The sequence below is a fragment of the Roseateles sp. AC306 genome (genome assembly GCF_979253795.1).
This window is the reverse complement of sequence record NZ_CEEDEB010000014.1, coordinates 107,847-131,875: the sequence shown is the minus strand read 5'-3', so window position 1 is coordinate 131,875 and position 24,029 is coordinate 107,847. Positions and strand designations below refer to the sequence as shown.

26 protein-coding genes are annotated in these 24,029 nt (G+C 69.9%); 11 read left to right on the top strand and 15 right to left on the bottom strand.

Going from position 1 to position 24,029, the window contains the following annotated elements; all coding sequences use genetic code 11:
* Positions 1–32 precede the first annotated feature (32 nt).
* Complete coding sequence (gene epsC, locus AC0IZJ_RS22800) at positions 33–965, bottom strand: serine O-acetyltransferase EpsC (RefSeq protein WP_471853857.1); 933 nt, start codon at positions 963–965, stop codon at positions 33–35.
* A gap of 57 nt (positions 966–1,022) precedes the next feature.
* A complete protein-coding gene (locus AC0IZJ_RS22795; protein ID WP_471853856.1) occupies positions 1,023–1,634 on the bottom strand; it encodes a hypothetical protein in 612 nt (203 codons plus the stop codon).
* A gap of 188 nt (positions 1,635–1,822) precedes the next feature.
* Here AC0IZJ_RS22795 and AC0IZJ_RS22790 point away from each other — a divergent pair, with 188 nt between their 5' ends.
* The 5 genes from AC0IZJ_RS22790 to AC0IZJ_RS22770 are packed head-to-tail and all read left to right on the top strand — an operon-like array spanning position 1,823 to position 6,441.
* Positions 1,823–2,149: an ArsR/SmtB family transcription factor gene (locus AC0IZJ_RS22790; protein ID WP_471853855.1), complete on the top strand. Its 327-nt coding sequence runs from the start codon at positions 1,823–1,825 to the stop codon at positions 2,147–2,149.
* A 7-nt stretch (positions 2,150–2,156) separates the two neighbouring features.
* Positions 2,157–2,663: an arsenate reductase ArsC gene (locus tag AC0IZJ_RS22785; RefSeq protein WP_471853854.1), complete on the top strand. Its 507-nt coding sequence runs from the start codon at positions 2,157–2,159 to the stop codon at positions 2,661–2,663.
* Between the two features lie 2 nt (positions 2,664–2,665).
* Complete coding sequence (locus AC0IZJ_RS22780) at positions 2,666–3,346, top strand: aquaporin (RefSeq protein ID WP_471853853.1); 681 nt, start codon at positions 2,666–2,668, stop codon at positions 3,344–3,346.
* A 36-nt stretch (positions 3,347–3,382) separates the two neighbouring features.
* Positions 3,383–5,245, top strand: a complete 1,863-nt coding sequence (gene arsN2 / locus AC0IZJ_RS22775) for an arsenic resistance N-acetyltransferase ArsN2 (protein WP_471853852.1) — start codon at positions 3,383–3,385, stop codon at positions 5,243–5,245.
* A 2-nt stretch (positions 5,246–5,247) separates the two neighbouring features.
* Positions 5,248–6,441, top strand: coding sequence for an MFS transporter (locus AC0IZJ_RS22770; RefSeq protein ID WP_471853851.1), 1,194 nt, complete (start codon positions 5,248–5,250; stop codon positions 6,439–6,441).
* 49 nt (positions 6,442–6,490) lie between these two features.
* On the opposite strand, the gene AC0IZJ_RS22765 is transcribed toward AC0IZJ_RS22770, so the two are convergent.
* Positions 6,491–7,387: a class I SAM-dependent methyltransferase gene (locus AC0IZJ_RS22765; protein ID WP_471853850.1), complete on the bottom strand. Its 897-nt coding sequence runs from the start codon at positions 7,385–7,387 to the stop codon at positions 6,491–6,493.
* A 23-nt stretch (positions 7,388–7,410) separates the two neighbouring features.
* On the opposite strand from AC0IZJ_RS22765, the gene AC0IZJ_RS22760 reads away from it, so the two are divergent.
* Complete coding sequence (locus AC0IZJ_RS22760) at positions 7,411–8,334, top strand: glutaminase (protein WP_471853849.1); 924 nt, start codon at positions 7,411–7,413, stop codon at positions 8,332–8,334.
* On the opposite strand, the gene AC0IZJ_RS22755 is transcribed toward AC0IZJ_RS22760, so the two are convergent.
* The 5 genes from AC0IZJ_RS22755 to AC0IZJ_RS22735 form a co-directional block, all read right to left on the bottom strand.
* Positions 8,331–8,942, bottom strand: a complete 612-nt coding sequence (locus tag AC0IZJ_RS22755; RefSeq protein WP_471853848.1) for a redoxin domain-containing protein — start codon at positions 8,940–8,942, stop codon at positions 8,331–8,333. The two genes, AC0IZJ_RS22760 and AC0IZJ_RS22755, sit on opposite strands and share 4 nt — an antisense overlap.
* Positions 8,939–11,017: a protein-disulfide reductase DsbD family protein gene (locus tag AC0IZJ_RS22750; protein ID WP_471853847.1), complete on the bottom strand. Its 2,079-nt coding sequence runs from the start codon at positions 11,015–11,017 to the stop codon at positions 8,939–8,941. Before AC0IZJ_RS22750 ends, AC0IZJ_RS22755 begins: the two co-directional genes overlap by 4 nt.
* A 9-nt stretch (positions 11,018–11,026) precedes the next feature.
* On the bottom strand, positions 11,027–11,578 hold the full coding sequence (locus tag AC0IZJ_RS22745) for a tRNA-uridine aminocarboxypropyltransferase (RefSeq protein WP_471853846.1): 552 nt from the start codon (positions 11,576–11,578) through the stop codon (positions 11,027–11,029).
* The gene (locus AC0IZJ_RS22740) at positions 11,575–12,147 is read right to left on the bottom strand and encodes a hypothetical protein (protein WP_471853845.1); all 573 of its coding nucleotides are present in this window, start codon (positions 12,145–12,147) and stop codon (positions 11,575–11,577) included. The genes AC0IZJ_RS22745 and AC0IZJ_RS22740 overlap by 4 nt, the downstream gene beginning before the upstream one ends.
* A gap of 149 nt (positions 12,148–12,296) precedes the next feature.
* Entirely contained in the window at positions 12,297–12,479 is a 183-nt protein-coding gene (locus AC0IZJ_RS22735) for a hypothetical protein (RefSeq protein ID WP_471853844.1), read from the bottom strand.
* Positions 12,480–12,637: 158 nt separating this feature from the next.
* Here AC0IZJ_RS22735 and AC0IZJ_RS22730 point away from each other — a divergent pair, with 158 nt between their 5' ends.
* A complete protein-coding gene (locus AC0IZJ_RS22730; RefSeq protein WP_471853843.1) occupies positions 12,638–14,020 on the top strand; it encodes a leucyl aminopeptidase family protein in 1,383 nt (460 codons plus the stop codon).
* On the opposite strand, the gene AC0IZJ_RS22725 is transcribed toward AC0IZJ_RS22730, so the two are convergent.
* Entirely contained in the window at positions 14,005–14,985 is a 981-nt protein-coding gene (locus tag AC0IZJ_RS22725; RefSeq protein ID WP_471853842.1) for a ProQ/FINO family protein, read from the bottom strand. The two genes, AC0IZJ_RS22730 and AC0IZJ_RS22725, sit on opposite strands and share 16 nt — an antisense overlap.
* A 153-nt stretch (positions 14,986–15,138) precedes the next feature.
* Between AC0IZJ_RS22725 and AC0IZJ_RS22720 the strand changes: the two genes are divergently transcribed.
* On the top strand, positions 15,139–15,633 hold the full coding sequence (locus AC0IZJ_RS22720) for a GFA family protein (RefSeq protein ID WP_471853841.1): 495 nt from the start codon (positions 15,139–15,141) through the stop codon (positions 15,631–15,633).
* Here AC0IZJ_RS22720 and AC0IZJ_RS22715 read toward each other — a convergent pair.
* The 4 genes from AC0IZJ_RS22715 to AC0IZJ_RS22700 form a co-directional block, all read right to left on the bottom strand.
* Positions 15,628–16,302 carry a DUF4197 domain-containing protein gene (locus AC0IZJ_RS22715; RefSeq protein ID WP_471853840.1) on the bottom strand — a complete coding sequence of 225 codons (675 nt, stop codon included), beginning with the start codon at positions 16,300–16,302 and terminating at the stop codon, positions 15,628–15,630. The two genes, AC0IZJ_RS22720 and AC0IZJ_RS22715, sit on opposite strands and share 6 nt — an antisense overlap.
* Positions 16,303–16,358: 56 nt before the next feature.
* On the bottom strand, positions 16,359–17,351 hold the full coding sequence (locus AC0IZJ_RS22710; protein WP_471853839.1) for a diguanylate cyclase domain-containing protein: 993 nt from the start codon (positions 17,349–17,351) through the stop codon (positions 16,359–16,361).
* A gap of 127 nt (positions 17,352–17,478) precedes the next feature.
* Positions 17,479–18,417 carry a nucleoside hydrolase gene (locus tag AC0IZJ_RS22705; protein WP_471853838.1) on the bottom strand — a complete coding sequence of 313 codons (939 nt, stop codon included), beginning with the start codon at positions 18,415–18,417 and terminating at the stop codon, positions 17,479–17,481.
* Positions 18,414–19,190 carry a fumarylacetoacetate hydrolase family protein gene (locus AC0IZJ_RS22700; protein ID WP_471853837.1) on the bottom strand — a complete coding sequence of 259 codons (777 nt, stop codon included), beginning with the start codon at positions 19,188–19,190 and terminating at the stop codon, positions 18,414–18,416. The genes AC0IZJ_RS22705 and AC0IZJ_RS22700 overlap by 4 nt, the downstream gene beginning before the upstream one ends.
* A gap of 34 nt (positions 19,191–19,224) precedes the next feature.
* On the opposite strand from AC0IZJ_RS22700, the gene AC0IZJ_RS22695 reads away from it, so the two are divergent.
* From AC0IZJ_RS22695 to AC0IZJ_RS22685, 3 genes are all read left to right on the top strand, one after another.
* Complete coding sequence (locus AC0IZJ_RS22695) at positions 19,225–20,130, top strand: hypothetical protein (protein WP_471853836.1); 906 nt, start codon at positions 19,225–19,227, stop codon at positions 20,128–20,130.
* 123 nt (positions 20,131–20,253) lie between these two features.
* Positions 20,254–20,535, top strand: coding sequence for a BTH_I0359 family protein (locus AC0IZJ_RS22690; RefSeq protein WP_471853835.1), 282 nt, complete (start codon positions 20,254–20,256; stop codon positions 20,533–20,535).
* A 96-nt stretch (positions 20,536–20,631) separates the two neighbouring features.
* Complete coding sequence (locus tag AC0IZJ_RS22685; protein ID WP_471853834.1) at positions 20,632–22,944, top strand: ATP-binding protein; 2,313 nt, start codon at positions 20,632–20,634, stop codon at positions 22,942–22,944.
* Here the strand turns inward: AC0IZJ_RS22685 and AC0IZJ_RS22680 are convergent.
* Positions 22,931–23,452: a GNAT family N-acetyltransferase gene (locus AC0IZJ_RS22680; RefSeq protein WP_471853833.1), complete on the bottom strand. Its 522-nt coding sequence runs from the start codon at positions 23,450–23,452 to the stop codon at positions 22,931–22,933. The genes AC0IZJ_RS22685 and AC0IZJ_RS22680 overlap by 14 nt on opposite strands.
* A complete protein-coding gene (locus AC0IZJ_RS22675) occupies positions 23,449–24,024 on the bottom strand; it encodes a helix-turn-helix domain-containing protein (RefSeq protein ID WP_471853832.1) in 576 nt (191 codons plus the stop codon). Before AC0IZJ_RS22675 ends, AC0IZJ_RS22680 begins: the two co-directional genes overlap by 4 nt.
* Positions 24,025–24,029 lie beyond the last annotated feature (5 nt).

Here is a 24,029-nt window from a genome sequence, read left to right as displayed (position 1 = left end):
CCCTCCGCGTGAACTCTGCTTTGCGCAGATGCTTATTCGGCTGGCGGAACCGCAGCGTGGGATTGCATGTCGGCCTGCGTGATGACACTCCCGGGCGCGACGCTGTGCGTCAGCCACACATTGCCGCCGATGACCGAGCCACGGCCGATGGTGATGCGGCCCAGCACGGTGGCGCCGGCATAGATGACAGCCTCGTCCTCGACGATGGGGTGGCGCGGCTGGCCCTTGAGCGCGTTGCCGTCGCCATCGGTGGGAAAGCTCTTGGCCCCGAGGGTCACGTTCTGGTAGATGCGCACCCGCTCGCCGAGCACCGCCGTCTCGCCGATGACGACGCCAGTGCCGTGGTCGATGAAGCAGCCCGCGCCGATGGTTGCGCCGGGGTGGATGTCGATGCCGGTCTCGGCATGCGCCAGCTCGGCGACGACGCGCGCGATCAGCGGAAGGCCCATGCCGTAGAGCTGGTGGGCCAGGCGGTGGCTGATGAGGGCGCGCACGCCGGGGTAGCACAGCAGCACCTCGTCGACGCTGCGCGCGGCCGGGTCGCCCTGGTAGGCGGCGAGCACGTCGCTGTCCAGCAGTTCGCGCACGGCCGGCAGTGCGCGCAGGAAGCGGCCAGCCAGCTCGGCGGCATCGGCAGCCGGCATGGCATCACCGCGCTGGCGGGCATCGTGGCGCAGCTCCAGCGCGGCCTGCTGGCGAAGCGTCACCATGGCCGTGCCAAGCGTGTGGCCGACGTAGAAATCCTCATCCTCGGGCCGCAGCGTCGGCGGGCCCAGGCGCATCGGGAACAGCGCGCCCGACAGGCACTGCACCATGGCGGCCAGCAGCTCGCGCGAGGGCAGCTCGCGCCCGTCACCGCCGCGCCGGTGGGCGTCGCGCCAACGCCTGCGCGCGCCGCGCAGGGCCTCGACGACGGCGGGCAGGTCGTCAGCGGGAACGGGGGTGGGAAGGGCGGTGTCGGTCATGAGGCCGCAATATGCCCGAGTCTGGCCGCCCTTGCTGGTCCAGCACCCGTCGGGTCCCTAGCTGCAGACCCTGATCCCATGCGGCCCCGCACCGTGGCTGTTCTGGATCGCCGATTGCGCCCTGACCATCTTGCCCATGGAGCGACGGATGCTGCCGTCAGGCAGGCGCTCCAGCTTGACGCACAGATCCGGGTCAAGGCCCATGGCGATGCGCTCCTCGAAGGTCGGCTTGGGGGAGTTGCTGCGCGGGTCGTTGACGGCGGGGTTGGACAGCGCGCCGAGCATCACGTCGCGATGCGGCTTCAGCATCAGCACGGCCGGCCCCGAAGCGGCAAGGCCGGGCATGGCAATGCCGATGGCGCCCTGCCCTGGCTCGGTCGCATGGCCCGGCACGGCAGCCACCGAGACCCCGGGCATCGCTTCGGCCGGCGCCGCCGGCTCGCTGCGCAGGCCGGGAACATCGACGGGCCTGCGGACAGGCAGCTGCGGTGCCGCCTTGCTGGCGATGCGTTCACGGCGCTCCGCAGGCAGAAGGATCAGCACCGAGCGAAGCGCCTGGACTTCACCGGTCGCGGCGTGCCTGGACTGCCAGACCGCCAGCAGCAGCAGCGCATGCCCCAGGCAGACGGCCGACGCCGCGAACACGCGCCGCCTGGGAGCAAGTGCCATCACTCGTTGCGGACCGAAGAGCGATGTCATGCGCCTGGCGGGAAGCGGGAAAGGGAGGCGATGCTAGGCGGACCGCGCGCCGCCAGTCTTTTGCCAAGGTTAGGGTCGGGAAAATCCGTGCTGACGGCGCATCAGCGCGCGCCTCCGTTGAGCTTGCGTTTATTCCATTATTCCAGCAAACTCGAATCATGGAAGAAACCGATGTCATCAAGGGCCTCGCCGCCCTGGCCCAGCCGCTGCGCCTGCAGGTGTTCCGCGCCCTCGTGGTGGTGGGCGAGGCCGGCCTGACGCCCGGCGCCATCCACGAGGCCCTCGGCGTGCCGCCGGCCACGCTGTCGTTTCACCTGAAGGAACTCGTCAACGCCGGCCTGGTGACCCAGGAGCGCGCCAGCCGCAACCTCATCTACCGCGCCCACTACAAGCACATGAACGCGCTGCTCGCCTACCTCACGCAGAACTGCTGCCAGGGCGCCGCCTGCGCCGTGGAGAGCGGCCCGGCTTCCTGCGCCTGCTAACCCCGCCATGACCACCCACGTTCTCATCCTCTGCACCCACAACTCCGCTCGCAGCGTGCTCGGCGAAGGCATGCTCAACCACTGGGCCGGCAAGCTTGGCCGTGACGTGCGGGCGCACAGCGCCGGCAGCGCACCGAGCGGCCGCATCAACCCCTTCGCTGTTGAATCGCTGCAGAACGCGGGCGTGGACACCCGCGGCTACTACAGCAAGAGCTGGGACCAGTTCAGCCAGGAAGGCGCCCCGCCGCTGTCCATCGTCATCACCGTCTGCGACAGCGCGGCGGCGGAGCAATGCCCGGTTTTCTCCAGCGCCAATGGCGATCAGCCGGTCAAGGTGCATTGGGGCTACGCCGATCCATCCAACGCAGAAGGCGGCGACGAGGGCAAGCGCCGCGCTTTCGAGTTGACGCGCCAGGCCATCGGCTACCGCATGCTGCAGCTCCTGCAGTTGCCGCTACAGAGCCTGAGCAAGGCCGAGCTGCAAGCGGCCCTGGCCGCGATCTGCAAGAGCTGAGCATGAGCCTGCGCGCCAAGCTCCTCGCCGAAGGCCTCGGCACCGCGCTGCTGCTGGCGGTCGTCATCGGCTCGGGCGTCATGGCCGAGCGGCTGGCCGGCGGCAACGCCGCCATCGCGCTGCTGGCCAACACGCTGGCCACGGTCGGCGGCCTCTATGTGCTGATCGAGGTGTTCGGCCCGGTCAGCGGCGCCCATTTCAACCCCGCCGTCAGCGCCGTCATGGCCTGGCGGGGCGAGCTGCCGGTGACGGCCTTGCTGCCCTACATCGCCGCGCAGCTCATCGGCGCCATGCTGGGCGCCTGGCTGGCGCATGCGATGTTCGACATGAGCATCCTTCAGTTCTCGAGCCGGGTGCGCAGCGGCACCGGCCAGTGGATCGCTGAAAGCCTGGCGACCTTCGGCCTGCTGCTGGTCATCCTGCGCGCGCCGCCCTCGCGCGTGGCGGCCATGGTGGCGGCCTACATCGGCGCGGCCTACTGGTTCACGGCGTCCACCTCCTTCGCCAACCCAGCCGCGGTGTTCGGCCGCATGTTCAGCGACAGCTTCGCCGGCATCGCCCCCGCAAGCGCGCCGGGCTTCGTGCTGGCCGAACTGGCCGGCGCCGCCCTGGCAGTGTTCGTCCATCGGCTGCTGTCGGCGCCGGCTGCGTCAACGCCCTCCGCCAAGGCCCCTCATGCCTGACCCGCTGTTCCCCGAGACGACCCGGGAGTCCAAACCATGTTGCTGAACATCCCCATCTCCCTGCGCCAGGCCGGCGCTTCCGACTGGCCCGCCGTCGCAGCCCTGCTGCAGGCCAACCAGCTACCCACTGAAGGTGCGCAATCACACCTGCCGAACTACCTGCTGGCCACGCGCCATGGCGAGGTCGTCGGCTGCGCTGGCGCCGAGATCTACGGCAGCGTGGCTTTGCTGCGCTCGGTGGCCGTCGCGCCGGGCCTTCAGAAGCAGGGCATAGGCCGGCTGCTGGTCGAGCGGCTGTTGCAGGACGCCCGCTCGCGCGACATCGCGGCGCTGTACCTGCTCACCATGACGGCGCCGGCGTATTTCGCGCAGTACGGCTTCAAGCGCATGCAGGCCGACGACGCGCCCCAGGCGCTGAAGGCCTCGGCTGAGTTCCAGGGCGCCTGCCCGGCCAGCGCCGCGCTGATGGCGCTGATGCTGCGCGAGGCGCCGGTGGCAGATGCAGCGTTGCCCGTCGCGGTCCTGGGGGCCGGTCCCGTCGGCCTGGCGGCGGTGGCGCAACTCGTCGAACGCGGTCTGCCCTTCGTCGCGCTGGAGGCCGGCGCAAGCGTTGGCGCCAACCTGCTCGACTACGGGCACGTCCAGCTCTTCTCGCCCTGGCAGTTCAACGTCGATCCTGCGATGGCACGGCTGCTTGCGCCCACCGGCTGGGCGGCGCCGCCGGCCGCCGGGTTGCCACGCGCCGGCGAGATCGTCGGGCGCGTGCTGCAGCCGTTCGCGGCGCTGGCTCAAGTGGCGCCGTCCCTCAAGCTCGGCGCCCGCGTGCTGGCGGTGACGCGCGAAGGCTTCGACAAGGTGAAGAGCGCCGGCCGCGAGCAAGCCGCCTTCCTCGTGCGCTATGAGCAACGCGGCCAGATGCACGAGCTACGCGCCCGCGCCGTCATCGACGCCACGGGTACCTGGAACCAGCCCAACCCGGTCGGCGCCAACGGCCTGCAGGCGATTGGTGAGGCCGAGGCGCAGGACCGCATCTTCTACGGCATCCCCGACGTGGCCGGTGCGCTGCGCAGCCGCTACGAAGGCCGGCGCACGCTGGTCGTGGGGGCCGGCCACTCCGCCGCCCACGCGCTGCTGGCGCTGGCCGAGCTGGCCAGGCAGTCGCCGGGCACGCAGCTGGCCTGGGCCGTGCGCTCACCGGCCTTGCAACGGGTGTTCGGCGGCGGCGATGCGGATGCGCTGCCGGCTCGCGGCGCGCTGGGCGCGTCGCTGCGCCGGCTGCGCGACGGTGGCGCGCTGGAGTTCTTCAGCGGCCTGCGAGTCATGCGCATCGAGCGTGCCGGCGGCCAACTGCGGCTCACCGGGTTTGACGCCAGGCAGCAGCCCGTCGCGGTCGAAGGCATCGACGAAATCATCTGCGCCACCGGCCAACGCCCCAACCTCGCGCTCACCAGCGAGCTGCGCCTGAAGCTGGACCCGTGGCTCGAATCCACCGAGGCACTGGGCCCGCTGATCGACCCCAACCTGCACAGCTGCGGCACGGTGCGCCCACACGGCCACCGCGAGCTGGCGCACCCCGAGCCCGGCTTCTACACGCTGGGCGTGAAGAGCTATGGCCGTGCGCCCACCTTCCTGATGGCCACGGGCTTCGAGCAGGCGCGCTCGGTCGTCGCGGCCATCGCCGGCGACCTTGCTGCGGCGGATCGCGTGGAGCTGGCGCTGCCGGAGACGGGCGTCTGCTCGGCGAACCCGACCGCCGAAGGCACATCCACGGCTTGCTGCGGGCCGGCACCGCAGGCCGCAGCGGTTGCCGTCGCGGCGCCGAAGCGCGGCTGCGGGCCCAGCAGTTGCGCGCCCAGGCCGGCGGCGGAAGCCGCAGCGCCCGCGCGCTGCTGCGGATGACGATGCCGGCCAGCCGCACCCGCGTCGTCGCCGCACTGGGCACGGCGCAGACGCTGGCCTGGGCCTCGTCCTACTACCTGTCGGCGATGCTGGCGCGGCCGATGGCGGTCGACCTGGGGGTGTCGGAGCCCACCGTGTTCGCGGCCTTCTCCGTGGCGCTGGTCGTCTCGGCGCTCATCGGTCCGCACAGCGGCCGGCGCATCGACCGATGGGGCGGTCGGCCGGTGCTCATGACCACCAGCGTGATCTTTGCGCTGGGCCTGGCATTGATGGCCATGGCGACCGGGCCGCTCGGCCTGCTCGCGGCCTGGGTGGTCATGGGCGTGGCGATGGGCAGTGGCCTGTATGAAGCGGCGTTTGCGTCGCTGGTGCGGCTGTACGGGCATGAGGCGCGCAGCGCCATCACGGGCATCACGCTGATCGCCGGTTTCGCCAGCACGGTGGGCTGGCCGCTCAGTGCAGCGCTGGACCACGCAGTGGGTTGGCGTGGCGCCTGCTGGACCTGGGCCGCGTTGCACCTGCTCATCGGATTGCCGCTCAATGCCTGGCTGCCCAGGGCGGCTTCGACGCCACCGGTCACGACGAGCGGCGCACCGGCCACCCTTGGTGAGCCGTCCACCGCACCCCCTCTTCGCACGGCTTTGATGCTGGCCTGGGTGTTCGCCGTGACCTGGTTCATCAGCACGGCCATGGCGGCCCATCTGCCGGGCCTCCTCGCCGCGATGGGAACGGCGCCCGGCCTTGTCGTTGCCATCGGCATGCTGGTCGGCCCCGCACAGGTGGCCGGGCGGCTGCTGGAATTCGGTTTGCTGCGGCGGCTGCATCCGCTGCACTCGGCGCGCATCGCCGCGCTGATGCACCCGCTGGGCGCCACCCTGCTCGTCATGTTCGGGGCGCCGGTTGCCGCCGCCTTTGCGCTGCTGCACGGCGCGGGCAACGGCATCCTGACCATCGCCAAGGGCACGCTGCCGCTGGCCCTGTTCGGCCCCTCGGGCTACGGGCATCGCCAGGGGCTGCTGATGCTGCCCGCACGGCTGGCGCAGGCGCTGGCGCCATGGTTGTTTGGCCTGCTGCTGGCCGCGCTCGGCGCCCAGGTGCTGTGGGTGTCGGCTGGCCTGGCGCTGAGCGCGCTGGCAGCGCTTGTGTTCATCCCGGTGCCGGCCCGTAGCGAGATCGAACCAGCATCGCACCCTTGAAAGACTCGACGGTCGTTGTGCAGGAGCCCGCAGCGTCGGGCTGCACGTCTCAGCGTTGGCGATAGACCAGCACCTTCAATCCCTTGTCCGCCGATACATCGGCAAATGCCGCCGGGTTGGCCACCCGCTCGACGAACACCAGCTCCGGCGCGTTCTCCGCCATCACATCGCGCAGGAAATCCAGCCCCAGCTTCGGCGTGTTCAGGCACAGCAGCGCCTGCCCGCCCGGGCCCAGCAGATCCGGCAGCCGCCGCGCCAGCCGCGCGTAGTCCTTGGTGGCGACGAAGCTGCCCTTCTGGAAGCTCGGCGGGTCGCAGATGACGAGGTCGTACGGCCCGCCGCGCGTCAGCTTGCCCCAGGAGTTGAAGATGTCGTGGGCCAGGAACCTGGCGCCGGCCGTCACGTCGTTGAGCGCATGGTTGCGGCGGCCGATGGCGAGCGCGCCGTCGCTCATGTCCACGTTGACGACCTCGGCCGCGCCGGCCTGCAGCGCGACGACCGAGAAGGCGCAGGTGTAGGCGAACAGGTTCAGCACCTTGTCGCCCGGCTGGACGTGCTCGCGCACCCAGCGCCGGCCCTCGGCCATGTCGAGGAACAGGCCGTGGTTCTGGCCGCGCAGCAAGTGGACGCCGTAGCGCGTGCCAGCCTCGCTGACGACGTGGGGCTCGGGCACGGCGCCGGCCATCAGCCGGGTCTCGACGCGGCCCCCTTCCTGGCGGCATTGGTAGACCCAGGGCGCCTCGGGCCAGCGTGCGGTGATGGCGGCGCCAATGGCGATGAGCGCCTCGCCCTCCAGCGGCTCGAAGCTGGTCAGCAGCAGCGCGGGCGGGTAGGCGTCCAGCGCCAGGTGCTCGCAACCGGCGAAGAGGCCGCCGCGGCCGTGGAAGAGGCGCTGGGCATCGGCGGGAAAGGCCATCGTGGCGATGGCGTCGAGCAGGGCTTGCATGGGCCGGCATTCTGAAGTCCAGAATGCCGCTCATGAATTTCCAGCTCATCCTCGACGACATCAACGCCGAGCTGCGCCCGCTGCTCGGCACGGCCGGTGGCACCGTGGCCAGCTACATCCCGGCGCTGGCCCGCGTGTCGCCGGCCCAGTTCGGCATCGCGCTGCGCACTTGCTCAGGCGTGACGGCGGCTGCCGGGGACAGCGCCGTGCCGTTCTCCATCCAGAGCATGTCCAAGATGTTCTCGCTGACGCTGGCCATACGCTCGCTGGACGAGGCGCTCTGGGACCGCATCGGCCGGGAGCCCTCGGGGAGCCCGTTCAACTCGCTGGTGCAGCTGGAGTCGGAGCGGGGCATCCCGCGCAATCCCTTCATCAATGCCGGCGCCATCGCGGTGGCGGACCGCCTTGTGTCGCTGGGCGACGCGCAGGCCGAGCTGCTGTCCATGCTGAGCCGGCTGTGCGGCGAACCCATCCCCATCGATGCCGAGGTGGCGCAGTCCGAGGCCGACACGGGATTTCGCAACAACGCACTGGCCAATTTCATGAAGGCCTTCGGCACGCTGGACAACGATGTGGCGACAGTGCTGGACGTCTATTTCAACCAGTGCGCCATTGCCATGAGCTGCGAGCAGGTGGCCTGCGCCGCCGGCTATCTGTGCCGCGACGGCCGCCACCCGCTCGCCGGCACGCCCGTGCTCAGCAGCGCGCAGACGCGGCGTGTCAATGCGCTGATGCTGACCTGCGGCACCTACGACGCAGCCGGCGAGTTCGCCTTCCGCATCGGCCTGCCGTGCAAGAGCGGCGTGGGCGGCGGCATCGTCGCCGTGGTGCCGGACCACCTCACGCTGTGCGTCTGGTCGCCCGCGCTGGACGCCACCGGCAACTCGCTGCTGGGGCGGCGGGCGCTGGAGCTGTTCGTCGCGAAGACCGGGCTGTCGGTGTTTTAAGAGGCGTACTTGACCGAGCAGCCATAAGGCCGCGTCGACGCCTTCTCCACCTTGCGGCCCGCCGCCACGGCCGCCAGCGCCTGGGTCACGTAGGGCTCGGCCTTGGGGATGTCGGCCTTGTCCGCCGTGGCCAGGCTGTCGATGCCGCCCTTGTAGGCCAGCGTGCCGTCACCCTTGATGACGTAGAGGTGGGGCGTGGTCTGCGCGCCATACAGCTTGCCGAGCTCGCCCTTGGGGTCGAGCAGCGTCGCGGTGGGCGCGGCGCCGCGGTCGGCATTGAGCTTCTGCGCCGTGGCGCCGTCGACAAAGCCCTGCTGGCCGGGCGCGGAGGAGATGACCTGCAGCCAGACCACGCCCTGCGCCGTGGCGGCCTTCTGCTGGGCCTGCATGTTGCTGCTGCCGTAGTGCTTCTTCACGTAGGGGCAGTCGTGGTTCGTCCACTCCAGCACGACCGTCTTGCCCTTGTAGTCGGCCAGGTTGACCGTCTTGCCATCGGCCGTGGTGGCCTTGAAGCTGGGGGCCGGGGCTTCCACATTGACGTTGGCGAAGGCCAGCACAGGGGCGGCGACCGCAGCGGCAATCAGCGAACGGCGAAGCAAATTCATCATGTCGAACTCCGTGGGGTTGCAGGAGAGGAAACCGCCTCGATGACGAGGCCGGGGGTGAGGATCTGCGGCAGCACCTGGGCGTCGGTGGCGCCCGGTGCGTAGTAGAGGTAGAGCGGCACGCCGGAGCGGCCATGGGCCTTGAGCACGGCGGTGATGCGCGGGTCTTCGCGCGTCCAGTCGCCCTTCAGGTAGACGATGCCGGCGTTTGTGAAAGCGTCCTTCACCTCGGGGCGCGACAGGGCCACACGCTCGTTGACGAGGCAGGAGATGCACCAGGCGGCAGTGAGGTTGACGAACACCGGCTTGTTCTGCGCGCGCAGTTCGGTCAGGCGCTCGGCGCTGTAGGCCTCCGTCGACGCCTCCATGCGCACGTCGGTCGCCACTGGCTTGATCCACACCGACACGCCCAGCGCCAGCAAGACGCTGACAACCGCTGCACCGGTGCCGATGAGGCTCGCGCCGCTGCTGTGCCGCCACCACAGGCCGAAGGCGATCAGCACCAGTCCGATCAGCGCCATGGCCACGCCGTCCGGCCCGGTCTGCTGCGCCAGCACCCACAGCAGCCAGACGACCGCCGCGTACATCGGGAAGGCAAGGAACTGCTTGAACCTGTCCATCCATGCGCCCGGCCGCGGCAGCCAGCGTTGCGCCGCCGGCCAGAAGGCGAGGATGAGGAAGGGCAGCGCCAGGCCCAGGCCCAGCGCCAGGAAGACGGCCAGCAAGATCGCCGCCGGTTGCGACAGCGCAAAGGCCAGCGCCGCGCCCATGAAGGGCGCCGTGCACGGCGTGGCGACGACGGCCGCCAGCACGCCGGTGAAGAAGCTGCCCGCCAGCCCCTGGCGGGCCGCCAGGCTGGAACCGACGCCGGTGAAGCCGCCGCCGATCTCGAACAGCCCCGACAGGCTCAGCCCGACGATGAAGAGCAGATAGGCCACCACCAGCACGAACACCGGCGAATGGAACTGGAAGCCCCAGCCCACCTGCTGGCCGCCGGCACGCAGTGCGATCAGCACGGCCGCCAGCAGCACGAAGCTGGCCAGCACGCCGGCCGTGTAGGCGAGGCCCTCGGCCCTGTGGTTGTTGCCCTCGCGCACCAGGGCCAGGGCCTTGATGGACAACACCGGGAAGACGCAGGGCATCAGGTTCAGGATGAGGCCGCCCACCAGCGCCAGGGCGAGCGCGGGCAGCAGGCCGAGGTCGCTCTCGGGCACCGGCGCTGGTGCGGCGGCAGGCGCTTCCACGCCGGCCGCGCCGGGGCCTTTGCCCGCGCCCTCGGGCATGGGCACCGAGACGGTCCAGGCCTGCGGGCCAGCGGCGGTCGTCAGCACGATGACGCCGGACAGCGGCTTGCCTGCCGCCAGCGGCTCGTCGCCGGCGGGGATGTCCAGCGCCCAGCCACCGTTCTCGGCCTTCAGGGCCTGGGGCGCGCTGTGGGCCACGGCGCCCCAGGTGTCGGCAAAGAAATAGGCCTTGCTGACGCCGGCGGTCGGGCCACCGAGCGTGACGCCCTGCGGCGCGGCCTTGAGCTGCACCGCAAACGGCGCCGGCTTCGGGATGGCGCCGCGCCATTCGTCAAGCTGGGCCGCGTCGGCACCGGCCTTGGCATCCGCCGCCACGGGCAGGTCCAGGCCCAGGCTCACCTGCTCGGGAATGCACACGTCCTTGCAGACCAGCCACTTCACCTCCGCCTGCGGCTGAAAGCGGCCGCCCACCTTGGCGTCGGCCGGCACGGTCATTTCCACGAGCAGAGCCGGGCGGCCTTCGTAGCCGTAGTTGACGATGGGGCCGATGGCCTGCACAGACGGCGTCGGCCACTGGATGGGACCGGCCTCGGCGCCGGTCCACGCGATGGTGGTGGCCTGGCCCGAATCACCCGGGTTGAGCCAGTAGGTGTGCCAGTGCGACTTGATGTTCTGCTCCAGCGCAACCGTGATGCGCTGGCCCGGTGCGACCGCCGCATGGCTGGAGACGAGGCGGGCCTGCACATGCTCGGTGGCCGCCTCGGGAGGCGCCGCCAGAGCGAGCAAGGGAGCGGCCAGCAAGGCCAGCAGGACGGGACGCAGGAACGAGGGCATCCCGAAATGCTAGGTCAAACGCATTGCCCTTCTGTAAAGGCCGGCCTCGATGAAGGTTTCAAACGCCGCCCACAGCGGCGCAAACCGCTCCGGCCCGCCCTCCAGCAGGGCCAGCGCATGCAGGCCGGCCTCCAAGGTCGACAGCTGCCCCGCGCGGTGGGCGCGGCGGATGGCGTAGCGGCCGGGCTGCTCTGGCAGGCCGACACGCGGCAGCGCGGCCAGCCAGGGGTTGGCGGCCAGCAGGCGGCGGCTCTGGCGCCAGCTGCCGTCGAGCAGGATGAGGCGGTCGACCTCTGCCGGGGCAGCGGTGACGCCTTCGCCGGGGTAGACCAGCGCCGTGCCCGGGCCGGCCAGGCTGGCGTCAAACGCTTCGCCGCGCAGCAGCCGCGCCCGCTGCAGGCCCAGCGTCAGCAGCGCAGCGGTGTTCTTGGCATGGCCCGCCTCGGCGGGGTGCTGCAGGATCAGCAGCTCGGTGCGGTGGGCCAGCGGCGGCGTCGGCAGCGTCGCACACAGGCAGGTGGACGCGGGGCGCTCGCAACGCGGGCAGAGCGTGCGACTCAATGCGGCGGGGAGACCGTGTGCGGCCCGATGGTCGAGACCGTGCTGTCGGGGCCACCGTCGGCCGCAACGTCATCCTTGGGTCGGCGGCGCGAGCGCGTGCTGGGCAGGCCGAGCTGCTTGCGCGTGGCCAGCGCACCGGCCACCCAGACGCCACCGATGACGCCGAAGATGTTCAAGGCGCCGAACAGCGGCGCCGCGCTGGACGACAGCAGCATGGTCTGCAGCGGCGCCGAGTAGGCACGCGGCTTGAGCGCGAAGCTGAAGGCCCCGAAGATCAGCCAGCCTGCCCAGGCCACGCCCACGCCGGACATCATCCAGGCCACATAGGGCCGGTGGCGGCGCCGCGACGGACGCAGCGTCAGATAGCCCCAGATCGCCGCAATGAGCAAGAGCAGCAGCGCAATGGCAACGGCTTCGCCCAACATGACGGGCAGGCTGTTGCGCCCGCCCAGCTGCGTGTAGATCTGCCGCGGCAGGCCGGTCGTGGCGTATTTCATCGCCGCCCCGGCGCCGAAGCAGTACAGCAGGATGCCGGAGAAAAAGGCGATGGAACGACGTTCAGCTTTCATGAGGGCACATTCTCGGTGCAGCTGCCGCGGTAGCCGGGCCACGATTTCCTGCGAAAGCGGCACTACAAAACAAAACCCGCCGTCCGTCAGCCGGAGGGCGGGTTGTGGCAATCAGGACGGGCCGGCGCGCCACCGGCCCCGTTCGCGGTTCAGCGCTTGCGGTCCAGGCGCAGGGCCCGGTTGAGGCCGCGGCGTTCGCCGCTGTAGAAGCCGGTATCGAAGGGCTCGTGCTTGCGGCCCTTCTCGACCGACTCTTCGGTGCTCCAGGCCGGGCCCATCTCGGGGACGGGAAAGCGGCGCTGCGAATGTTCCTGGCGGGTCTGGATCTTCATTGGGTTTGTCTGGCCTGTTGTCGGGCCGTCTCGCGGTGGGTTGCTGCGCGATTGAGGGGACAACGCCGGCTTGCGAGACGCGGTTGACAGGTCGTACACACTTCTTTGCACTCGTGGCATGCCGACACAATGGCCGTTTTTCGATCCGGAGCTGACCGATGACCGTCAAGCTGAAGAAATCTCCCCCGGCCAAGGCCACCCCCATCACCGTCGTCGACCGCGCCGCCTTCCAGGCCCTGGCACCCAACCTGCCTGAAGCGACCCGTGCCTGGCTGGCCACCGTCGGCTTCGTCGGCGCGGCCGACAGCCATGCGCTGCTGCCCGGCGCCGATGGCCGCCTGACGCAGGTTTTTGCCGGCGTTGCCCACGCCGCCCACCCTTTTGCGCTCAGCGCCCTGCCGCTGGCGCTGCCCGCTGGCGACTACCGGCTGGACGAGTCCGGCCTGGCTCTGCTGCCCGAGAGCGCGGCGATGTCCTGGGAGCTGGGCGGCTACCGCTTCGACCTGTACAAGCCCGCCAAGCGCGAGCCGGCGACGCTGTGGCTCAAGACCGGCGCCGATGCCGAACGCGGCCTGGCCGTGGCGGCCGCGACGGTGGCAGCGCGCGACCTCGTCAACACGCCGGCCGAGCACATGGGCCCGGCCGAGCTGGCGGGCGCTGCCAAGGCGCTGGCCGCGCAATACGGCGCCAAATACACCGAGACGGTCGGCGACGCGTTGTTGAAGCGGAACTTTCCCAGCATCCATGCCGTCGGCCGTGCGAGCACGCGCTCACCTCGGCTGGTGGAAGTGAACTGGGGCAACCCCAAGCACCCGAAGCTGGCGCTCGTCGGCAAGGGCGTCTGCTTCGACACCGGCGGGCTGAACATCAAGCCCGGCGAGGGCATGCGCCAGATGAAGAAGGACATGGGCGGGGCGGCCAACGCGCTGGCGTTGGCCACGTTGATCATGGCGCTGAAGCTGCCGGTGCGGCTGCAGCTGCTGATCCCGGCGGTGGAGAACTCGATCGCGGGCAATGCCTACCGGCCGGGCGACGTCATGAAGACGCGCAAAGGCCTGCACATCGAGATCGGCAACACCGACGCCGAAGGCCGCGTCATCCTGTGCGATGCGCTGGCCTATGCCGCCGAGAGCGAGCCCGACCTCGTCATCGACCTGGCGACGCTGACCGGCGCGGCCCGCGTGGCGCTGGGGCCGCAGCTGCCGGCGCTGTTCGCCAAGCACATGGACACGGCGCGCGACCTCGTCGACCTGGGCCTGAAGCTGGAAGACCCGCTGTGGCACATGCCGCTGTGGGCGCCGTATCACGCCGGCATCGAAAGCAGCATCGGCGACCTCGTCAACACCGGCAGGAGCCCGCTGGCCGGCGCCATCAATGCGGCGCTTTTCCTGGAGGACTTCCTGCCCGCGCAGCAGGACTGGCTGCACGTCGACCTGTTTGCCTGGAACGACGCGCCCCGCCCGGGACGGCCGGTGGGCGGCGAGGCGCAGACCATTCGCACCCTCCTCGCCTACCTGGAGCAACGTTACTCGGGCGTCTGATCCTTGTCGGCCGCAGGCGGCTCTGCGGCCGCCGGCTGCACATTGGCACCCTGCGGCGCCTGCCGTTTGACGCCCGGATCGCGGCGCGGCTGATCGGGCCTGGCACCCGGCCGGGGCGGCCGGCCGCCTTCACCTCGCGCAGGGCGGTCGCCGCGCGGCTGGTCACGCCGGCCGTCGGAACGCTGATCGGGGCGACGCTCGCCACGGCCCTCGGGGCGGCCCCCAGCACCGCCACCAGGGCGGCGGTCGTCGCGACGCACCTCGCGCGGCGCCTCGGGCGGGGCCTCGCTGCGCTCCTTGCGGGCGATCTCCAGCAGGCCCGGCAGCTCTTCCGGCTTCACGCCCTTGAGCACGCAGAAGTTGGCCTCGGTCAGCGTCGTGCGCTCGAAGTCCCACAGCAACTGGCCGCGGTTGCGGCGCTGCTGCGCCTCGAGCTGGTGCTGCGCCTGGTCCGCTTGCTGGCGCTCCTGCTGCAGGCCCTTGCGGCGGGTCAGCTCTTCCTTGGCGACGGTGAGGTGTTCCTCGCTGATCTCGCCGGCCGGCTTGCCGTCGAGGTCGAAACGGGTCTTGGCCTGGGTCAGCGCGATCAGGTAGCTGGTGCTGCCGGTGTGGCGGCGCAGGAAGGCGCTGAGCTGCGCCTTGCTGAACTTGCCCGGCGCGCGCTCCTGGATGTCGGCCTGCACGCGCAGCTTGACGGGCTTGGGCTTGCCGGTGAACAGCGCCGGGAACAAGGCCTTGAGTTCGGCGGTGGCGTCGCCAGTGGCTGCAGACGGTGCGACGGCAGGTGTGCTGGCTTCAGGCGCGGCCTCGGACGGCGCCTCGGCGGTGCTCTCGGCAAGGCTCTCGGAAGGGCTCTCGGAAGAGCTCTCGATTTCGGGCGTGGCCTCGGGCACAGCGGCGGGCGCGGGCGCAGCGGCTGCCGGTTCTTCGGACGGGGAGACGGGATCGGGAAGATCGGAATTCATCGCAAAGCGGCTAGCGCGCACAGCAGCCCACAACACGGGCAAGGGCCGGGATTGTCGTTCACGTGCGCACGCCCGCCCAGTCGCCCCGTGGGATGGCCAGTTGGCATCGCCATTGCGACCATCGGCAGGTCGACATCCTGCGGAGCCCCGCCCATGTTTCTTGAAGGTTCATGCCACTGCGGCGGCGTCAGGTTTTCGGTCGAGGCGGATTCGCCCGTGCCCTTCATGCGCTGCTACTGTTCCATCTGCCGCAAGACGGCCGGCGGCAGCGGCTATGCGATCAACCTCGGCGCGCTCACGCACACGATGAAGGTCAAAGGCAAACGCCACCTGCGCATCTATCGCGCCAAGCTGCCGGACAAGAGCGGCGAGGGCCGGCACAAGAGCAGCGCCCGCCGCTACTTCTGCATGAAATGCGGGAGCGCGCTCTGGCTTTGGGACCCGACCTGGCCCGATCTGGTGCACCCGCATGCCAGCGCCATAGACACGCCGCTGCCCTCGCCACCCGGGCATGTGCACTGCATGGCGGGCTCCAAGGCGCCCTGGGTGGAGGTGGAAGGTCATCCAAGCGACCCGCGCTTTGACGGCTACCCGGACATGTCGCTCGCCGAGTGGCACGAGGCCCACGGCTTCCAGCCGAAGTCATAGACCGCCAAAGACCTTCTTCAGGATGGCGCTGCCGGTGCCCACCGGGTCACGGCGGATCTTCTTTTCCTCTTCGCCAATGATGCGGTAGAGCCCGTCCAGCGCCCGCGCGGTGACGTACTGCTGGATGTTGGCGTCGTCGCCACGCACCAAGCCGAAGCCCGAGGCCTTCTTGGCGACGGCGTTGTACTTGTCGGCCAGCGACACCCGCTCGGTGGCCTTGGTGACGATGGGCAGGAACTGCTGGCCCAGCGGTTCACGGGTCTTGTCGGCAAAGAACTGCGTCACCGAGTCGTCGCCGCCCTTGAGGATCTTGAGCCCGTCCTCCACGCTCATGTCCTTCACGGCCTTGACCAGCAGCGGCCTGGCCGCCGGCACGGCCGCCTCGGCGGCGCGGTTCATGGCGGTGACGAGCTCATCCAGCCTGGCGCCCTGGCCGGTGGCCTTCAGCAGCTTGGCCGCGTCCTTCAGGTAGCCGGGCAGTTCGATCCTGACGAGCGGGTTGCTCAAAAAGCCACCGGGTCGGCCCAGCAGCGCCACCGCCGTATTGGCGCCGCGCTCCAGCGCCGTGCGGATGCCGGCATTGGCGTCGCCCTCGCTGAGGTTGAGCGCCCAGGCCGGGCGCAGCAGCAGCACGGCAGGGGTGCAGACAAGGATGTGGCGGCGTTGCATGGCGGACTCCAGTCGGACTGGCGCCGATCTTGCCACCGCGCTGCGTCAGGCCGCCGTCAAGCGGCTACATGCTGCAACGAGCGCTTGTGCCGGTACATCCGCTGATCGGCCAGTTCAACCAGCTGGACCACATCGTTGCCGTCTTCGGGGAAGCAGGCCGCGCCCATGCTCGCACCCACCGGCAGCAGGCGGCCCTCGAACTCGAAGGCGCCGTTGAGCTTGCCGGCCAGGCGAGCCGTTGTCGCCTCCAGGCCGCCATCCAGCGCCAGCGGGCGCAACAGCACGCCGAACTCATCGCCGCCCAGGCGCGCCGCCGTGTCGGATTGGCGCACGCCTGCAACGAGTCGCCGCGAGAACTCCCGCAGGACTGCATCGCCGGCGCGGTGGCCGTGATGGTCGTTGATCGGCTTGAGACCGTTCATGTCCAGCATGACGACCGCCAGCGGCTGGCCATCCCGCACCGCCTGGGCCAGCGAGGAGCGCAGACGGTCCAGGAACAGGGAGCGGTTGGGCAGGTCCGTCAGGCCGTCGTGCGTGGCCTTGTGGAAGAGTTCGCCGGGGGCGTAGCGGGTGGCGAAATACATGGCCGCGCCGACGAGGTCGGACAGCAGCTCCAGCAGCCCCAGGTGTCGTTCATCGAAATGAGCCACCTGCTTCGACATGGCCTTCAGCACGCCGACCGTTTCGCCCTCATGGCGCAGCGGCACGACGACCATGGCGCGCAGACCCAGCCTTTCGCAGGCGGCACGGTCAGTGCGGGGGTCGATCAGGGCATCGTCACAGTGCTGCGTGTGCCCCTGGCGGACACACAGGCCCGACAGGCTGGCGCCGCGCTTGAGCCTCAGGCCGAGGCTGTCGCTGGCCATGCCGGCCGCGGCGCGGTAGACCATGTCATCGCCTTCCGCGAGCTCGACGACGCTGCCGTCGGCGCCCACCAGGCTCAGCGTGCGTTGCACGACAAGGTTCATCAAGCCACCCAGGTCCAGGCCCAACCGGGCGACCTCGGTCTGGATGGCGATCACCTCCAGCAGTTCTTCCCGGCTTGGCACCTGTATCTCCCGCCTGCACCGCCTTGGGTGCATACGCCCGCAGAGCACCACGCTCTTTCCGGGTCAATCCCTGGCGTGAATTTTTACATTGGTCAGAAATGATGTCGACCGGGGATTTACCAGCCGGTCAGGCGAGTACCGCCAGCCGCTGCGTCAACAGCGCGAAGAATCCATCCGAGTCGACGTGGCGCAACACCTGGGCGTTGGCCGGCAGGCCGGTGACACCCCACCAGTCGATGACGGTCATGCCGCGCGTCAGCTCGCTCTGCGTCTCGACCCGCACATTGCAGTCGCGGCCCGTGAACAGCTCCGGGCGCAGCAGCCAGGCGATGACGCAGGGGTCGTGCAGCGGGCCGCCGTCCTGGCCGTATTTTTCTTCGTCGAAGCGCTCGAAAAACTCCATCCAGGCGGCCACGACGCTGCCGGCACGGTTGCCGATCGAGCGGATGGCGTCGATGCGGGCCGCCGTCGTCAATGCCTCGTGCGTGACGTCCAGCGGCGCCATCGTGATGGGCACGCCGCTGGTGAAGACCTCGTGCGCGGCCTGCGGGTCGACATAGATGTTGAACTCCGCCGCCGGCGTCACGTTGCCGCCCTCGAAGAAGCCGCCGCCCATCAGCACGATGCGCTGGATACGCGGTGCGATGTCCGGCGCCTGGCGCAGCGCCAGCGCGATGTTGGTCAACGGCCCGAGCGGGCACAGCGTCACCGTGCCGGCCTCGCGTTCGCGCAGCGTCTGGATGATGAAGTCGACCGCGTGGCGCGGGTCCAGCGCCAGCGTGGGTTCAGGCAGCTCGACACCGTTCAGGCCGGTGTCTCCGTGCACGTGCTCGGCGGTGACGAGCGGCACGTCCAGCGGCCGGTCGGCGCCGGCGCAGATGGGCACCTCGCGCCGGCCGGCCAGCTCCAGCACCTTGCGCGCGTTCAGCGTCGTCAGCGCCAGCGGCACGTTGCCGGCGACGGTCGTCACGCCGAGCAGTTCCAGCTCCGGGCTGGCTGCGGCCAGCAGCAGGGCGATGGCGTCGTCCTGGCCGGGGTCGGTGTCGATGAGGATGGCTTGGGTCATGCGGCGGGTGGCGGGGCCAGGTCGAGATCGATGGCGCCGAAGAGGCTGGCCCCTGCGGCGGTCTTGAGGTCCAGGTGCAGGCTGTCGCCAGGGGCGAAATTCAAGTCCAGCGCGCCCAGTGCCACGCCCGCCACTTGGCCGGCGCGCAGCGCACGCAACCGCGCCAGGCGCGCCAGCGCATCGCCCGGCGTGGCTGCCACGTCGAGCGGCGACTGCCTGGCGCCGTTGTGCAGCGTGTGGAGGCGCGCCTGCACGCGGCCGGCGCCCCAGGCGTCGCCCAGTTCCTCGGGCGTGACGACCACCGGCGCGGCTTGCGTGGCAATCAGTTCGCCATCGATGCGCCAGTCCACGGCGAAGCCCAGCAGGCGCAGCGCGTCCAAGGCAGCCGAGGCGTCGCTGGTGGCGGTCAGGTCACCAGCGATGGCGGCCAGCGCCACCTCCCCGCGCGCCACGGCCCGCAGCGGCTGATGCGGCGGCGAGAAGCTGCCCGCCTCGCGACGCACGCCGCCTTCGGCATCCACCACCGCCCAACCATAGGCGCGCGGCAGCGGTGCCAGGCACTTGTCGGGCTCGAAATTGAAGGCGTGGCGCAGCTTGCCGTGGTTGAGCTGCACGGCGAGGTCTTCGAGCTGGGGCGCAATGAAGCCCCAGTCGTCGAGCAGCTGTTGCAGACGGGTGGCGATGCCGGTCGCGTAGTGGGCCTGGGTCAGGTCGCGCGATACCACGACGAGGTGGCCGTCGCGCGAGCCGTCGGCATAGCTGGCGAGTTTCATGGGGGAAGGTTCAGGGTGATGGCAGCATTGTGCGATGCGCGCTCTCCTGCTCCCGCCCCGCGCCGCCCTGCTCGCGCTGGCGGCCAGCGTGCTCGCGCACGCGGCGCTGCTGGGCGGCGAGCGGTCGCGGGAGGACGCGGTGGGGCCCGCGAAGGCGGTGAATGTGGCGCTGCTGCAACCACCCATCCTGCCCGTGGCCCTGCCCGAACCGGCACCCCCCGCCCTGCCCCAGCCGGCCCTTCGCTCGACGCGGCCCACGACACGAGCACCCGTGCCAGCCGTGGACGCTCCGAGCGTCGCGCCCGACACGCCGCTGCTGCGCCTGGCCGGCCCGGCCGCCTGGCGCTTCCGGCTGCGCCAGGGCGGCCAGGACGGCGAGGCCCTGCTGGACTGGCGCCCCGAAGCCGATGGCCGCTACAGCCTGCGCCTGACGCGCCGCATCGGCGAGCGCGCCCTGCCGGCGCTGGAGAGCCTGGGGCGCACCGGCAGCGCCGGCCTGGCGCCGCAGCGCTTTGCGCTGCAACGCGGCGGCCAGGACCGCCAGGCCGTCAATTTCGACGCCGAAGGCCGGCGCCTGAGCTTTTCAGCCAGCCCCGCGCGGCTCGAATTGCCCGATGGCGCGCAGGACCGGTTGTCCTGGTGGCTGCAACTGGCCGCGCTCGTGCAGGCCTCAAGCGCCCAGTCCGCGGCCCCTGGCGGCCACTGGCGCGTCTGGGTGGCCGGCCTGCGCGGAGAACTGCATGAATGGACTTTCGAGGCCGTGGATGCCGAGCCCGACGACGCCGGCACCCTGCATCTGCGCCGCCAGCCGCTGGGGCCGCACGACCCTGGCGTGGACCTGTGGCTGGACCCGGCGCGCGGCTATTGGCCGGTGCGTCTGCGCCAGGGCGACCCCGAGACGAGGGGGTACGAAATCACCTTGGCCCACGTGAACTCCTGACGCTTCCTACATCATGTAGGCGTACGGGATGACCCGATCTGAGCCCCGTTCTGCCAGTATCTGGTCCAACCAGGGCTTGAAACCCCTGGCCACACCCGCAGTTGAAGCACCAGGGAGAACGCCATGCACATGCTTTACAACTCCGACAGCTTCATCGTCGTCCAGTTCGACGTACCGACCGACGTGCCCCAGGCCGTCGAGACGGGTCCGCAGATCAATCGCGGTGGTTTCGAGATCGTCGACAAGTTCGCCCGCAAGGAAATCTTCATCGAGGGCGCGCTGGCGGAATCCTTCCAGCAGGGCGTGCAGGCGCTCATCGACGGCGGCGAGCCTTCAGAGGACGAACTGGACACCTTCATCGAGCGCTATGCCGTGATGGGCCAGCAGCCGGTCGTGATGCACTGAACGATTTGTGGGATGGGCGACGCATTGTTTCGTCGCCAACCCTGATACAAGATGGGTTCGCAGCGGCCGCTTCCGGCCGCGCAAGGAGCCCATTCGATGGTGAAGCGAGTCGCCGCTGAGACAGCCTCCCGGACGCAAGTCCGCGTGCTGCCCTCGCCCGGCCTGGACAGCGCCCCCGTGCTGGACCGCATGTGCTCGCAATTCGTGCTGACGCTGACCGTGCGGCACGCCGGCCGCTTCAACCTGCGGCGCGATTTCAACGGTCTGCTCTCCTTCACCGGCCGCCATCTCGTCTGGCCCACGCGCGTGCTGCAACGGCTGCGCGGCTACCTGGCCCAGCGCTGCGCCGGCAACGAACTGTGGCGCGGGCATGACAGCTTGAGCGACGAGGCCTTCCTGGACCGTTTCGGCCAGTGGAGCGGGCCGTTCTCCGAAGGCACGCTGTTCTTCTATCTCGACGAATACGTCAAGGACGCGCCCAAGGACATGATGGCCCTGCTGGCCACCACCTGCGAGCACCTGGAACGCCAGCTCAAGCGCGAGTCGACGCTGGTCGAAAAGAACATCGCCGCTTTAGGCACGCTGCTGCAGCTCAACCCGGCCGAGCGCGCCATCCTGTTGTACGGCACGCTGGCCCGCTACCAGCGCGAGCTGCGCGGGGCGCTGGTGGAGTTCAAGGTCAACACGGCGCAGGAGGCGTTCGCGGCCATCGCCGCCGTCGCCGGCGTGGACGAGCGCGAAGTCGCCGAGGCGCTACGTGCCGGCTCGCGGCTGGAGCGCATCGGCATGGTCGAGAACCTGATCTCCGAGCACAACATCACCGACCTGGCCGACCTGATGAAGGTCAGCGATCAGCTGCCGCCCGTGCTGATGCGCGAATACCAGGGCCCGCACGACCTGATGGCCGTGTTCACGCGGCCGGCCACGTTGAGCACGCTGGCCAGCAGCGACTTCCAGTTCGTCGCCGAAGACCTCGGCCTGCTGCAAGGCCTGCTGCGCCAGGCCGTGGCCACGCATGCCACCGGTGTCAACGTGCTGCTCTACGGCCCGCCGGGCACGGGCAAGACGGAGCTGGCCAAGGTGGCCGCCGCCGCGGCGGGGCTGGACCTTTACGAGGTCGAATACGCAGACCGCGACGGCAATTCGCTGTCGGGCCGCGACCGCTACCGCTCGCTGCAGATCAGCCAGGTCTTCCTGAAGGCCAGCGCCAACGTGGCCCTGCTGTTCGACGAGGTGGAAGACGTGTTCCCGCCGCTGTCCAGCGACACGGCCTCGCTGCTGAGCCGGCTGGATGCCAGCGCCGAAGGCGGCGTGGGCAACTCGGTCAGCGGCAAGGCCTGGGTCAATCAGATTCTTGAGACTAATCCGGTGCCGGTGATCTGGGTGACCAACCGCATCGAGCAGATCGACCCGGCCTTCAGGCGCCGCTTCCAGTACCACCTCGAACTGAAGTCGCCGCCGCCCGGCGCGCGCCGTGGCCTCGTGGCGAAGTCGCTGGGCGATGTCGTCGTCAGCGAGGCCTTCGTCGCCAAGCTGGCCGAGCGACCGGGCCTGACCCCGGCGCAGATCCGCACCGCCGTGCGCTTTGCCCTGTTGGCCGGTTCGGCGGACGACGCGGAGAAGCTGATCGAACGCCAGCTGCTCAACGCTGACAAGGCCCTGGGCCGCGATGACGGCGGCAGCGTCGCCCGCCCCTGCGTCACGAGCTACGCGCTGGACCTGCTGAATTGCGAAAGCCGTTTCGAGATCCCGCGCATCGTCGAGGCGCTGCAACGCAAGGGCCGGGGGCAGCTGTGCTTTTACGGCCCGCCCGGCAGCGGCAAGACCGCGCTGGCCGAACACATCGCGCAGGCGCTGGGCCGGCCGCTGATGGTGAAGCGCGCCAGCGACATCTCGAGCAAGTTCGTTGGCGAGACCGAGCAGAACATGGCGCGCATGTTTGAGCTGGCGCAGAGCGAAGGAGCAGTGTTACTGCTGGACGAGGCCGACAGTTTTCTGCGCAGCCGCAAGCGTGCGGAACGCAACTACGAGGTGTCGGAGGTCAACGAGATGCTGGCCGGCATGGAGCGCTTCAGCGGCCTCTTCATCTGCACGACCAATCTGTTTGACGACCTGGACGAGGCGGCACTGCGGCGCTTTGCGTTCAAGATCAGGTTCAAGGCGCTGAAGCCTGAGCAGCGGGTGGCGATGTTCGAGCGCGAGGCGGGTGAAGCGCCAACCGACGAGCAGCGTTCACGGCTGGTATCGATGGACTGCCTGACACACGGCGACTTTGCGGCGGTGAGGCAACAGGTCGAAATCCTCGGCGAGGCGTTCACGCCGGATGAGTTTTTAGCTCAGCTGGAGGCGGAGCATCGGGCGAAGCCGGAGGTCCGCGAAAGACGCGGCATCGGCTTCAGATCGGCTTGAAGTAGTAGGTCGTCGAACACGGTGGCCCGTCCGGCATCAACGCGTAGTTGGGAATATCCCCCGCCTTCTGCCACCCAAGCCGCTCGTAGACCCGCGACGCATCGCTGCCGGTGACGGTATCCAGCACCAGCGTTGTCTTGCCCAACTCACGCGCCTTTACTTCCAGTGCACGCAGCAGCCGCTCGGCCACGCCCTGGCGTCGTGCGCGCCGGTGGACGAGCATCTTGCTGACATCAGCCCGATGCGGCTGGTTGTCGGGCATGTCGATGACGAGGGACAACGTGCCGCAGATGCAGCCAGTGTCGTCCTCGGCGACGAAGAGATGGCGCTCGCCGGCCGCGACGGTTGCCGCAACCTTGCGCCAGAAAGCTTCGGGCCGACTTTCGGCCAGCGGCAGCATGAAGCCGACCGACGCGCCGCCTTCGACGCAGTCGCGCAGCACCTCGGCCAGTTCGGCCACGCGGGCCAGCGCCTCGGTGCCGTCGAGTTCGCGAATGACGACGCTCATGGCTTGGCTCCGGTCAGTGCGACGAGGTAGCGGGCAGGCTTGCCGCCCGGGTTGTGGAAGCGGATGGGGGCATCCAGGCGCACGGCCAGGCAGTCGCCCGCGTTGAGCTGCCATTGGTCGGCGCCGTGGGCGATCTCCATGACGCCGTCGATCATCCAGACGAGCTGGTGGATGTCGCTGTCGCGCTCCGACGTCTCGAAGGCCACGCGCTGACCGGCGGGGAAGACGACGTCCACCAGCTGCAGCGGCGACACGCCAGGCGGCGACACGTTGCGGCGGACATAGCCAGAGGCCGGGTCGCTCCATACGGGCTGGTCGGCCACGCGGGCTAACGGTGATGGGGCTGCTGGCGCGGGCCCGACCTCGAACATCGACGCGACGCTGACGCCCAGCGCCGACGCGAGCTTGTCCAGCACGACCGCCGTGGGGCTGCTCTGCCCGCGCTCGATCAGCGAGATGTTGGAGCGGCTGACACCGCTCTTGTGCGCCAGCGCGTCCAGCGACAGGTCGGCGGCAGCGCGCAGCTCGCGCAGCCGCCGGCCTATGAGTTCGGTGATGTTGTCCTTGGTCATGTATT

Bases quoted from the DNA above. Each gene is read 5' to 3' on its own strand.
- epsC (WP_471853857.1), bottom strand. From the start codon at position 965: ATGACCGACACCGCCCTTCCCACCCCCGTTCCCGCTGACGACCTGCCC.
- AC0IZJ_RS22795 (WP_471853856.1), bottom strand. From the start codon at position 1,634: ATGGCACTTGCTCCCAGGCGGCGCGTGTTCGCGGCGTCGGCCGTCTGC.
- AC0IZJ_RS22790 (WP_471853855.1), top strand. From the start codon at position 1,823: ATGGAAGAAACCGATGTCATCAAGGGCCTCGCCGCCCTGGCCCAGCCG.
- AC0IZJ_RS22785 (WP_471853854.1), top strand. From the start codon at position 2,157: ATGACCACCCACGTTCTCATCCTCTGCACCCACAACTCCGCTCGCAGC.
- AC0IZJ_RS22780 (WP_471853853.1), top strand. From the start codon at position 2,666: ATGAGCCTGCGCGCCAAGCTCCTCGCCGAAGGCCTCGGCACCGCGCTG.
- arsN2 (WP_471853852.1), top strand. From the start codon at position 3,383: ATGTTGCTGAACATCCCCATCTCCCTGCGCCAGGCCGGCGCTTCCGAC.
- AC0IZJ_RS22770 (WP_471853851.1), top strand. From the start codon at position 5,248: ATGCCGGCCAGCCGCACCCGCGTCGTCGCCGCACTGGGCACGGCGCAG.
- AC0IZJ_RS22765 (WP_471853850.1), bottom strand. From the start codon at position 7,387: ATGCAAGCCCTGCTCGACGCCATCGCCACGATGGCCTTTCCCGCCGAT.
- AC0IZJ_RS22760 (WP_471853849.1), top strand. From the start codon at position 7,411: ATGCCGCTCATGAATTTCCAGCTCATCCTCGACGACATCAACGCCGAG.
- AC0IZJ_RS22755 (WP_471853848.1), bottom strand. From the start codon at position 8,942: ATGATGAATTTGCTTCGCCGTTCGCTGATTGCCGCTGCGGTCGCCGCC.
- AC0IZJ_RS22750 (WP_471853847.1), bottom strand. From the start codon at position 11,017: ATGCCCTCGTTCCTGCGTCCCGTCCTGCTGGCCTTGCTGGCCGCTCCC.
- AC0IZJ_RS22740 (WP_471853845.1), bottom strand. From the start codon at position 12,147: ATGAAAGCTGAACGTCGTTCCATCGCCTTTTTCTCCGGCATCCTGCTG.
- AC0IZJ_RS22735 (WP_471853844.1), bottom strand. From the start codon at position 12,479: ATGAAGATCCAGACCCGCCAGGAACATTCGCAGCGCCGCTTTCCCGTC.
- AC0IZJ_RS22730 (WP_471853843.1), top strand. From the start codon at position 12,638: ATGACCGTCAAGCTGAAGAAATCTCCCCCGGCCAAGGCCACCCCCATC.
- AC0IZJ_RS22725 (WP_471853842.1), bottom strand. From the start codon at position 14,985: ATGAATTCCGATCTTCCCGATCCCGTCTCCCCGTCCGAAGAACCGGCA.
- AC0IZJ_RS22720 (WP_471853841.1), top strand. From the start codon at position 15,139: ATGTTTCTTGAAGGTTCATGCCACTGCGGCGGCGTCAGGTTTTCGGTC.
- AC0IZJ_RS22715 (WP_471853840.1), bottom strand. From the start codon at position 16,302: ATGCAACGCCGCCACATCCTTGTCTGCACCCCTGCCGTGCTGCTGCTG.
- AC0IZJ_RS22705 (WP_471853838.1), bottom strand. From the start codon at position 18,417: ATGACCCAAGCCATCCTCATCGACACCGACCCCGGCCAGGACGACGCC.
- AC0IZJ_RS22700 (WP_471853837.1), bottom strand. From the start codon at position 19,190: ATGAAACTCGCCAGCTATGCCGACGGCTCGCGCGACGGCCACCTCGTC.
- AC0IZJ_RS22695 (WP_471853836.1), top strand. From the start codon at position 19,225: ATGCGCGCTCTCCTGCTCCCGCCCCGCGCCGCCCTGCTCGCGCTGGCG.
- AC0IZJ_RS22690 (WP_471853835.1), top strand. From the start codon at position 20,254: ATGCACATGCTTTACAACTCCGACAGCTTCATCGTCGTCCAGTTCGAC.
- AC0IZJ_RS22685 (WP_471853834.1), top strand. From the start codon at position 20,632: ATGGTGAAGCGAGTCGCCGCTGAGACAGCCTCCCGGACGCAAGTCCGC.
- AC0IZJ_RS22680 (WP_471853833.1), bottom strand. From the start codon at position 23,452: ATGAGCGTCGTCATTCGCGAACTCGACGGCACCGAGGCGCTGGCCCGC.
- AC0IZJ_RS22675 (WP_471853832.1), bottom strand. From the start codon at position 24,024: ATGACCAAGGACAACATCACCGAACTCATAGGCCGGCGGCTGCGCGAG.